Raw genomic sequence first — 10,789 nt, 5'->3', positions numbered from 1 at the left:
TGGTCATTCGTACGTCGTACCCGAGCGGGCCCGCCACCCCCTCGTGCCCCGATCGGCCCCCGGGCACCTGCCCGGACGGCCGGTTCGCGGCGGCTGCCCCCGACTCTCCCACGGTCCGGGCCGCCGCTGGACCGGTCCGGGCGAGCGGCGGTCGCCGCGGCCGTCGGCGCAGGTCAGGGCGGTGGCCGTGCGGGTCCGCCTCACGTACGGTACTTCCTCGGCATCGGCTCCTCGACCGGTCGGTGCCGCCCCGCCGCGGTGGCGGCGGGGCGGGCGGCCGAACCCGGCACCGGTGGGACGGCGCACGAGCCGGTGCCGCCCGGGAGGCGTGGATCGGGGCATCGGGCGCATATGACACTGGGTGAGGCATCGACCGATGCCGCGCGCGGAGACGGCCGTCCGGGACCTGGGGCCGACGCTGACGAGGGGGCGGGATGACGACTGACCGTGATCGGCGGGCGGCGTTCGAAGCGCACGACCTCGGCGCTGGGGGCGGGACGGACGAGGACCTGTCGCTGCTGTTCGGCACGTCGACCGCGCTCTTCGCCTCCATGGCCGGTCCCGCCCACGTGCTGGAGACCGCGAACCCGGCCTTCTTCGCGGCGATCGGCGGCGGACAGCGGGAACGCACCGGTGTGGCCCTGGCGGAACTCATGCCGGAGCTGACCACCCAGGGCTTCATCGAGCTGCTGGACCGGGTCTACCGGTCGGGGGAACGCCATGTCGGCCGCGGCGCCCGCGTCGTCATCGGCGTCGGCCCGGGCGCCCGCGAGGCCTACTTCGACTTCACCTACGAGGCGCGCCGCGACGCCGCCGGCAACGTCATCGGCGTCCGGATGATCGGCGTGGAGACGACCCAGGTCAGACAGGCCCGCAGACTCGCCGCCGAGCAGCGCGCGCTGCTCGAGCAGATCGCCCGCCAGGCGCCGCTGCCGGAGGTCCTGGACGGCATGTGCCGCACGATCGAGGAACTGTCCCCCGAGGTGCTCGTCTCGGTACTGCTGGCCGACGCGGACGGCCGTCACCTGCGCCACGGCGCGGCCCCGAGCCTGCCCGGCTTCTACAACCGGGCCATCGACGGCATCGCCACCGGTGAGGGAGCCGGCTCCTGCGGCACCGCCGCCCACCGGCGCCGGCACGTGATAGTCAGCGACATAGCCACCGACCCCCTGTGGGACGACTTCCGCGATCTGGCCCGCCGGGCGGGACTGGCCGCCTGCTGGTCGACGCCGATCCTCGCCCGTGACGGCCGGCTGCTGGGTACCTTCGCCATGTACCTGCGCACCCCGAGAGCCCCGCAGGACACCGACCTCGCCCTGGCCCGTGTCTTCGCCCACACCGCCGCCCTGGCCATCGAGCGTCACCAGGCCGAACAGGCCCGGCGGGCGTCGGACGCGCGGGAGAAGGCCGCCCGCGACGACCTCGCCTTCCTGCTGGCCGCCGGCACCGCCCTGGCGGGCCGGCTGGACGAGACGCAGACCCTGCAACGGCTGGCCTCCCTGTCCACCCCGGCCCTCGCGCCCCTGGCGGCGGTCGACGTGGTCGAGGCCGGGCGCGTACGGCGGGTCGCGGCCGCCGCCGCCGACGCGGGCGCACGCGATCTGCTCCTGTCCCACACACCGGTCCACGACGCCGAGGACGACGCCGTCGCCCGCGTGCTCGCCTCCGGCGTGGCCGAGGTGTCACGCCGGGCCCCCGGCGGCCCCGGCCCCTGGCGCGCCCTCGGTGTCACCGGCTACGTCTGCGTGCCCCTCCTGGACCGGGGGCGCCCCTTCGGTGTTTTCACCCTGCTGTTCACCCGGGGGCACTCCTTCGACGGCCACCGGGTCACCCTGGCGGAGGAACTCGCCCGCCGGGCCGCCTCCGCCGCCCGCAACGCCCGTCAGCACGCGCAACGTGCCGCCCTCGTCCGCGACCTCCAGTCCGGTCTGCTGCTGCCCGACCTGCCGGACATCCCCGGCGCCCAGCTCGCCGCCTTCTACCACCCGGCCGGCGAGGGACTGGACATCGGCGGCGACTTCTACGACGTCTTCCCCCGCGGCGACGGCAGCTGGGCGTTCATCCTGGGCGACGTCTGCGGGCGCGGGGCCCTCGCCGCCACCACGACCGCCCTGGTGCGCCACACCGCCCGCGCCGTCGCCGGGCTGCTCGAGGACCCCGTCGATGTCGTCGAGGCCGTCGACAAGGCCCTGAACGAGCGCTTCGCGCACCAGAACAACGGCTTCGTGACCCTCGTCCACGGGCATCTGACACCGGGCGCCGACGGCCTCGACATCCAGCTCGTCCGCGCCGGGCACACCCCTCCGCTGCTGCTGGACGCCGACCACGTGGTGGACGATGTCGAGGCGCCGGGCGGGCTCCTCGGCATCGGCATCCCGCCCAGGCTCACGGCCCGCCGTCTCACCCTCCGGCCCGGCGAGAGCCTGCTGCTCTACACCGACGGCATCACCGAATGCCGGGCCATGGGCGCCGAGCAGTACGGCGAGAACCGCCTGGTCAAGGCCCTGGCCGCCGCCCCGCACCGGCCGGCCGCGGCCGACATCGTCCGGATCCTGGCCGAGGACGTGCGCGCGTTCGTGGGCGGCAGAGAGGTGGAGGACGACCAGGCGGCGCTCGTCATCACCGCCGTGGGACCGGCGCCGGCCGGCTGAGATCCGGAGGACGGTCACGGGAGGCGCGAACCTCCGCGCATGCCCCGTACCGGAGGAAAGAAACGCGTGATTTGCGGGCTTGTAGGGGTGAAGTAAGGGCACTAGGTGGCCAGGAGGTTGATAACAATGGTTCCCCTGCTTCTGGTTCTTCTTCTGGCTCTGATCCTCTTCGGCGCGGGTTTCGCACTGAAGGCGCTGTGGTGGATCGCGGTGATCGTCCTGATCGTGTGGCTGCTGGGCTTCGTGGTCCGCTCCGCGGACGGTGGTGGCCGCAAGGGCCGCTGGTACCGCTGGTAACCGCCGGCTTACCGGCGCGCGGACGTACCGCGTGGGGTGTGTGGAGCGAGTGGGGCCCGGCCGGAAACGGCCGGGCCCCACTCGTGCTGTCGCGGCCCCGCCGGTGCGGGCGGGGCCGCGAAGGAGGACGGGGAGAGATCGGGCGTATCGGGCGCATCCGGGGGTATGCGAGCAGAGCGCCGGTCTCCGCAGAATCCGCAGTGGAACCTGCACCTCCTATTACTGCGGGGGCCGGCGCGCCCCCATGCCGGTCCGGAGGGCCCCTCATTCCGGTGCGGAGGTCTCCTGGCCGCCGTACAGGGCCTCCCGGCCTGATGCGCGCCGGACTCGCCCTCACCACCTGGAGCTGCTCGACACATGACCCGGCCCGGTCCGCGCAGCCGGGCAGCGGGCCGCGGACGGGGTAAATGCCTGTACCGGGACGGCACGCTCCTGCGATCATGGGCCGGACAAGGACCGCCGGCGACGAGGAACCCTGCCGCATGCCCGTGCCCGACCCCACGCTCCTCCACCCGATGCCCGGGCAGCCGCGGGTGGTGCTGCTGAAACCCCTGGTGACGTCCCCGCTGATCGAGGTCGGCGAGTACTCCTACTACGACGACCCGGACGATCCCACCGCGTTCGAGACGCGCAACGTGCTCTACCACTACGGGCCGGAGAAGCTGGTCATCGGCAGGTTCTGCGCACTGGGCACCGGCGTGCGGTTCCTCATGAACGGCGCCAACCACCGGATGGACGGTCCCTCGACCTTCCCCTTCCCCACCATGGGCGGCTCCTGGTCGGAACACTTCGACCTGCTCACGGGACTGCCCGGCCGGGGGGACACCGTCGTCGGCAACGACGTCTGGTTCGGCCACGGCGCGACGGTCCTGCCCGGCGTACGGATCGGACACGGCGCCATCATCGCCGCCGGTGCCGTGGTCACCGGCGACGTACCCGACTACGGCATCGTCGGCGGCAACCCGGCCCGCCTCGTGCGTACCCGCTACGACGCCCGGGACGTCGAGCGGCTGCTGGCGGTGGCCTGGTGGGACTGGCCGGCGGAGCACCTCACGGAGCACGTGCGGACGATCATGTCGGGCAGCATCGCCGATCTGGAAGCCGCGGCCCCGGACACGGCGCGCGGGTGACACCGTACGGAAGGGGCGCGGCGGCAGTTCGCTGTCCACCGGCCCCCTCCTCCTCGTGTCCGGGTCGCCGACTCCGGCGTGCCGGGACGGAATCCGGGGGGAGTGGCGGCCGGAACTCCGGGAACACGGATCGATGTAGACACCAAGTGAATGACGGCGCTCAGGAGACCCTCGATGCTCATGGCCCACCCCGCGGTACTGACCAACCTGATCGAACAGTACGAGACGCTGCGGATCCTGCACGCCGAAGAGGGCAGCCCCGAGGTGCGCCGGCGGATGGACGACGTCGCCTACACGCTGTGCGTGTCGACCGGCACCCGTGACATCGACGCCGCCGTCGTCGCCGCCCGCCACCGGCTGCCCGGCGCCCGCACCGAGGACGACTCGCTCCTCACCGCCTGACCGTCCGTCACCCCGACCCGCCGGCGCCATGAGTACGACCGCCGAACTCCCCACCCTCACCAGCCTCGATGAACTGACCCGGCTCGTCACCGGCCGCCGCGGCCTCTACGTCCGCTGGTCCCGCGGCCCGGAACGCGACCTGCCGCGCATGAGCAGCAAGGACGACCTGACCGGCATCAGACTGCCGGGTCTGTCCGCCAGCTGCCTGGACATCGAGGACTGGTGGGGCGGCCGGCCCCCGGCCGTCTGGGTCGCCCGCCGGCTGTACGACTACTGCCACCTTCCCCGTGTCAAGGACGCCCGTACCCGGCCCTGGGTCCTGCACGGCTCCGAAGCGGCCCGCGGCCCGGACAACGAGCCCCTGGTGACGGACGTCGAACCGCTCGGGTGGATCGCCGAGCCCGTCATCACGGAGGCCTGCCGCATCATCACCGCGCAGCCCGGCCGCTGGGGCACGCTCGACCGCGACGGAGCGGACGGAACGGTCTGAGACCACCGCGCGCGCCATGAGCGGCGGGAGCGGCCCGGGCTCCCGGGCCGCTCAGGTCACGGTCGGTCAGCCTGCCGCCGCCGAGGGCCGGATGTTCTGGTTCAGCCGGAACAGGTTCGTGGGATCGTAGGCGTCCTTGACCCGCACCAGCCGTTCGTGGACCTCCCCGGGGTAGGAGAGGCGCGCCTTGTCCTCACCGGCGTCGCCCGTGAAGTTGACGTACATGCTGCCACCGCCGTACCCGGCGATCTCCTCCCGGGCGCCGCGGGCCCAGGCGACGTGATCCTCGAAGCCCGCCGCCTCCGGAGAGCGTGCGATGACGTTGCACAGCACGCTCGCCTGCCGTTGGCCGAAGGCCGTGGCCCCGGCGGGGACACGGGCGAAGGCGCCGCCCAGCTGGTGCAGGTGCAGCTCGCTGAACGGCGTCGGGGTGGCCAGATGCTGGCGCAGCAGCGCGTCGATGGCCGCGTCGCTGGGCTCGATGAACGCCGACGTGAAGTAGTTGTGCGCGCCGGCCGTCCACAGCGGGTCCAGCAGCGACTGCATGCCCGTGTAGGGCATGGGGCCCAGGACGTCGGCGATCGGGGTGCCCAGGGCGCGCAGCGCGGCGACGGCCGTCTCACCGGCCGCCGGGGCGCCCGCGTACATGGCGGCCAGCACGACGACCCGGGTGCCGTGGACCTCCTCGGGCAGGAACGGCACCGGAGGGGCCGTCGTCAGGTTGATCAGGGTCGTCAGCTCGTCGGGCATGTCCGCGATCAGCTCGCGCCAGCGGGTGACGACCTGCCTGGCCTCATCGAGCGGGTAGACGATCAGACCGGCCAGGACCTGCGGGCCGACGGGGTGCAGCGCGTACTCGAACGAGGTGACGACCCCGAAGTTGCCGCCGCCGCCCCGCAGCGCCCAGAACAGCTCGGGGTGCTCCCGCTCGTCGGCCCGCACCACCCGGCCGTCGGCGGTGACCACCTCGGCCGCCGTCAGGTTGTCGGAGGCAAGCCCGTGGCGGCGCAGCAGCCAGCCCACCCCGCCGCCGAGCGTGAACCCGGCGATACCGGTGGAGGAGACCAGGCCGCCGGTCACGGCCAGGCCGAAGGCCTGCGTCTCGTGGTCGAGGTCGCCCCAGGTCATCCCGGCCTGGGCGACGGCCCGGCGCCGCACCGGATCGACCACGGCACCCCGCATGCCCGACAGGTCGATGACGATGCCGCCGTCGCAGGTCGAGAACCCGGCGATGCTGTGCGCCCCGCCGCGCACCGCGACGAGCAGGTCCTGACTGCGCGCGAACTCCACCGCGCGCAGCACGTCCGCGGTCCCGGCGCAGCGCACCACCAGAGCCGGGCGCTTGTCGTGGGCCGCGTTCCAGATCGTGCGGGCCTCGTCGTAGGAGGCGTCGCCGGGACGGACGACCGTACCGCGCAGCCCCGCCTCCAGCTCGCCCATGGTGGCGTCACCCAGGACGCCCTTCGTCGTGTCGACCGGCATGATGGCCTCCGTGCGTGTGTGCCTGCTGGACATTCCGGACCCTAGGCGCCGCCGCTCAGCAGTCACTCAACAGTTCTCAGCGACCACTCAGCGGCCGCCGCGCGCCCAGGGCGCTGTACGCCCGAGGACGGCCGTGCCCCGCAGGTCACCCAGGCGGTCGAAGAGCACCCGCGCGTTGTCCGCCGACGCCCGGGCCGCGTCGCGGTCGCCGGCCTGCCACGCCAGCCGGGCCAGCATCAGGGCGACCCAGCCCGCGGCGCACGGCGAGCCGGCTATGTGCTCCAGCCGCAGGGCGCGGGTGAGCAGGGCGCGCGCCCGGGACGTCTCCCCGGCGGCCCGCGCCACCAGGGCGAGGTGCAGCAGGCTGTTGGTGGTGCCCGGGATGTCGTCGGTCTCCTCGAAGTGCGCGAGGGCGCCGGCGATGGACACCCGTGCGCCCTCGGTGTCGCCGCGGGCCAGGCGCAGCAGGCCGAGACAGCCCAGGGTGATGTCCTCCTCCCGGCGGTCGCCGAGCGTGCGCCTGATCGCCAGGGCAGCGTCGAGATGCTCCTGGGCGGCGGCGTGATCGCCCCGGCTCCGGCAGATGTTGCCCAGGACGTTGAGGGCCAGGGACCGTCCGTACGGGTCGGCGAGTGCCCGGAAGCAGTCGGCGCTGCGCTCGGCCGCCGCCACGGCGGCGCCGGCATCACCCTCCAGGCGGGCCGCCCAGGCCAGACCGGCCAGGACGTACCCGCGTGCCCGGGCCGCGCCCACCGCCCGGCCCGTGAGGACCGTCTCCTCGAAGTACAGCGACACCTGCCCCGCCGCGTCCTCCTCGGTCACGTAGCCGGGCGTCATGACCACCAGGAACGGACCGGTGTCCGCCCGCACCTCCGCCAGCAGCCGCAGACCGCTCTCGCAGGCCGCGCGGGCTCCCGCCCCGTCACCCCGGCACACGGCCCACACCCCCTCGGTGTGCGCGGCGGCGGCGAGGACCGAGGGGGCACCCACGGCACGGGCCAGCTCGCACGCCCGGTCCAGGGCCTCCCGGGCCCGCTCCCACGCCCCGCGCATCCACAGGAGAACGGCCTGCTGGTAGAGGGCGTACGCGAGCTCCGCCGGAGCCGACCGCCCGTCGTGGTCACGGACGATCCGCGCGCCGATGTCCGCCAGGGGGGACCCGTCGCCGAGCCGGACCGCGAGCACCCCCTGCCCCATCAACGCCCGCGCGCGCTGCGGGCTCGGACCCGGTGCGGCGGCCAGCGCGGCGTCCAGCCAGCGCCGCCCCTCGGCGAGCCGCCCGCGCTCGGACCAGAACAGCCACAGCGCGACCGCCAGACGCAGCGCGGCCTGCGGATCACTGCGCAGCAGCGACGACAGGGCGGCGCGCAGATTGCCGTAGTCGGCCTCCAGCTCCAGCGAGGTCGCCCCGGACAGTCCGGTGGCCGGCTCGCGGTCCCGCCGCTCGGCGAGCGCCAGGTAGAAACACCGGTGCCGGGCCTCCGTGGCCGCCAGCTCACCGGCCGCGCGCAGCCGCCCGGCCGCGTACTGCCTGACCGTCTCCAGCAGCCGGTAGCGCACCTCGTCCTGCTGCGGCTCCACCCCCACCAGCGACTTGTCGACCAGCCTGCCCAGAAGGTCCAGCACCCGTTCGCGGCCCTCGCCCTCGGCACCCACCTCCTGCGCCGCGGCCAGCGAGAAACCTCCCGCGAAGACGGCGAGCCGGCGCAGCAGACACCGCTCGTCCCCGTCGAGCAGCCGGTGACTCCACTCCAGGGCCGCCAGCAGGGTCTCCTGCCGGGTCACGGCGCGCCGGCTGCCCCGGCCGAGCAGCGACACGGCGTCGTCGAGCCGTTCGACGATCTGGCCGGGGGCCAGCACCCGCACCCGGGCCGCGGCCAGCTCCAGAGCGAGGGGTATCCCGTCGAGCCGGAAACAGATCTGGGCGACGGCCGCCGCGTTGGCCGCCGTCAGCGCGAACCCCGGGCAGGCCTCGCCGGCCCGCTCCACGAACAGCCGCACGGAGGCGAACCGGCCCAGTTCCGCCAGGGGCGGCAGCCGGCCCGGGTCCGGCAGGCTCAGCGACGGCACGCGGAAGGTCCGTTCCCCGTAACTGCGCAGCAGCTCCCTGCTGGTCGCGAGCACCGTGACCCCCGGACAGCGGGCCATGACCTCCGAGACCACCGCGGCACACGCCTCGATCAGGTGTTCGCAGTTGTCCAGCACCAGCAGCAGTTCCCGGCCGCCCAGCTGGGAGACCAGGGCCTCCTGCGCGGGACCGGACGGGGGAAGCTGTAGTCCGAGGACGGCGGCGACCGCGTCGGGCACGAGGTGCGGTTCCGTCAGCGCGGCGAGGTCCACGAACCACACCCCGTCCCGGAACGCGCCGGTGCGCCGGGCGGCCACCGCCAGCGCCAGCCGGGTCTTGCCGCAGCCACCGGTGCCGGTGAGGGTCAGCAGCCTGGACCGCCCGAGCAGTGCCTCGACCTCGGCCGTCTCACGCTGCCGGCCGATGAGGGCGCCCGCCTGCGCCGGCAGATTGTGCCGCGGTACGGGCCGTTCCTCCTCCCGCTGCTGGACGGAGCCGGCCAGCAGCGTGCGGTAGAGGCGGCGCGTCCGCGGATCCGGATCGGCGCCACCGTCGCGGCGCAGTGCGTCCCGCAGCCCCTCGTACACGGCGAGCGCTTCCCGGCGCCGTCCGCCGGCGGCCAGCCCCGTCATCAGCGCCCGGGACCCGGGCTCGTGCAGCGGGTCCGCGCCGAGCAGCGTCCGCAGCACCTCGATCGCCTCGGCCGTGCGGTCCTCGCGCCGGAGCGCCTCGGCGAGCCCCCAGCGGATCGCCGCGCACCGCGCCCCCAGGGCGTCGGCGGCCTCCCGTGCCCACGGCTCGTAGCGGTCCTCGGGCAGCAGTCCGGGCTCGGCCAGGGCGAGCGCGGCCGCGAGCGGCGCGGCGGCGCCGTCGCGGGAGGCCCGCCGGGCCGCCTCCTCGAACTCGTCGACGTCGATCGCCACGTCGGGGCCCAGCAGCACCAGGTCGTCACGGAGTACGACGACATCGCCGGCCGCCCCCGTACCGGTCAGCGCGCGCCGCGCGGCGTACAGCACCTGGTGCAGGTTGTTCGCGGCGGCCCGGCGCTCGAGGTCCGGCCACAGCAGGTCGTAGAGGCGCTCCCGGTGCATCTGGTGCCCCGGCGCCAGGCACAGCACCTTCAGCAGGCTCCGCGCCTTGCGCAGCCGCCATGCCCCGGCGGCGACCGGGCGGTCCCCGACCGCCACGTCGAAACCGCCCAGGAGTCGGATGCGCACGTCACCGGCCATGGCTGCCTCACCCAGCAGACTACGCCCGGCCGGTCCCGGGGGCCCGGGAGCACCTTCGCGCCTGCCCGGCCGGCCCCGGCGGTCCGCGATGACTGGTGATTTCGCCGATGGCCGCCGCGCCTGGCCTCACGACTCTGGTCGGGTCAGCCACCCGCATCCCCACATCCTCATCAGGAGGACCCCATGCGTCGCCGCTCCCCGCGCCGGCTTCTCGGCGTTCTCGCGACCGCCACGGTCGCGTTCACCCTGTTCTCCCCGGCGACCCCGGCCGGCGCCGCCGGCACCGCGACCCCGGCCGCCGCCCGGCCGGCCGGCGTGGCCGCGCGTCCGCTGTCAACCGCCACACCGGTCGTCTTCGTCCACGGGTACACCGGCAACGCGTCCAACTGGACGACCGCCATGAGCGTCTTCCGGCTCAACGGCTGGCCGGCCTCGGACCTCTTCGCCTACGAGTACGACTCCTACGGCGACAACGTCACCAACGCCCGGGGGCTCGCCGCCTTCGTCGACAACGTCAAGGCACGCACCGGCGCGAGCAAGGTCGCGATCGTCAACCACTCGATGGGCGGCCTCGTCAGCCAGTACTACCTGAAGGTGCTGGGCGGAAACACCAGCGTCAGCCACCTCGCCTCGATCGCCGGCGCCAACCACGGGACCACGTCCGCCGGTGCCTGCCTGGTCTACACGACCTGTCAGCAGATGTACCCGGGCTCCTCGTTCATCGCCCAGATCTCCTCGGGCGACGAGACGCCGGGAACCACCCGGTACGCCACCTGGTACTCGGCGTGCGACGGCGTCATCCTGCCGTACACCAGCACCCGGCTGGACGGTGCCACGAACAACAACGTGCCCTGCCAGACCCACATCGGGTACCTCACGGACACGGCCGTACTGGGGCAGATAGCGCACTTCGTCGCCTCCTGACCCCGGCCGGCCGCCGTCCGGCAAGGACTCGTTGCCTTGCTGACCTGCGGCGATAGAGCAGAGGCTCCTGACGGCTCGCCGTATTAGTCCCCGGTGTTCCCCGTCGCTCCCCGTTG

At 74.1% G+C, this 10,789-nt stretch carries 8 protein-coding genes; 6 read left to right on the top strand and 2 right to left on the bottom strand.

The features are described 5' to 3' along the window. The first annotated feature begins 434 nt into the window (after window positions 1-434). The 5 genes from ABZ117_RS28735 to ABZ117_RS28715 all read left to right on the top strand — a co-directional run bounded on the left by ABZ117_RS28735 (window position 435) and on the right by ABZ117_RS28715 (window position 4,970). Window positions 435-2,651, top strand: a complete 2,217-nt coding sequence (locus ABZ117_RS28735) for a SpoIIE family protein phosphatase (RefSeq protein ID WP_356824711.1) — start codon at window positions 435-437, stop codon at window positions 2,649-2,651. Between the two features lie 126 nt (window positions 2,652-2,777). Continuing rightward, the gene (locus ABZ117_RS28730) at window positions 2,778-2,948 is read left to right on the top strand and encodes a hydrophobic protein (protein ID WP_356824710.1); all 171 of its coding nucleotides are present in this window, start codon (window positions 2,778-2,780) and stop codon (window positions 2,946-2,948) included. A 482-nt stretch (window positions 2,949-3,430) separates the two neighbouring features. Further along, a complete protein-coding gene (locus tag ABZ117_RS28725; protein WP_356824709.1) occupies window positions 3,431-4,078 on the top strand; it encodes a CatB-related O-acetyltransferase in 648 nt (215 codons plus the stop codon). A 174-nt stretch (window positions 4,079-4,252) separates the two neighbouring features. After that, window positions 4,253-4,480: a DUF5133 domain-containing protein gene (locus tag ABZ117_RS28720; RefSeq protein WP_356824708.1), complete on the top strand. Its 228-nt coding sequence runs from the start codon at window positions 4,253-4,255 to the stop codon at window positions 4,478-4,480. Window positions 4,481-4,508: 28 nt separating this feature from the next. Further along, window positions 4,509-4,970, top strand: coding sequence for a DUF6098 family protein (locus tag ABZ117_RS28715; protein ID WP_356824707.1), 462 nt, complete (start codon window positions 4,509-4,511; stop codon window positions 4,968-4,970). Between the two features lie 66 nt (window positions 4,971-5,036). Here ABZ117_RS28715 and ABZ117_RS28710 read toward each other — a convergent pair whose 3' ends face one another. Together ABZ117_RS28710 and ABZ117_RS28705 are read right to left on the bottom strand one after the other, a co-directional pair. Continuing rightward, entirely contained in the window at window positions 5,037-6,452 is a 1,416-nt protein-coding gene (locus ABZ117_RS28710; RefSeq protein ID WP_356824706.1) for an FAD-binding oxidoreductase, read from the bottom strand. An 87-nt stretch (window positions 6,453-6,539) separates the two neighbouring features. Further along, complete coding sequence (locus tag ABZ117_RS28705) at window positions 6,540-9,749, bottom strand: BTAD domain-containing putative transcriptional regulator (RefSeq protein WP_356824705.1); 3,210 nt, start codon at window positions 9,747-9,749, stop codon at window positions 6,540-6,542. Window positions 9,750-9,932: 183 nt separating this feature from the next. On the opposite strand from ABZ117_RS28705, the gene ABZ117_RS28700 reads away from it, so the two are divergent. Next, entirely contained in the window at window positions 9,933-10,673 is a 741-nt protein-coding gene (locus ABZ117_RS28700; RefSeq protein ID WP_356824704.1) for an alpha/beta fold hydrolase, read from the top strand. The last annotated feature ends 116 nt before the right edge of the window (window positions 10,674-10,789 follow it).

This window comes from Streptomyces sp. NPDC006309 (genome assembly GCF_040613095.1).
Classification (GTDB): domain Bacteria; phylum Actinomycetota; class Actinomycetes; order Streptomycetales; family Streptomycetaceae; genus Streptomyces.
The sequence above is the reverse complement of the archived record's forward strand: the minus strand, read 5'-3'. Positions and strand labels throughout refer to the sequence as shown.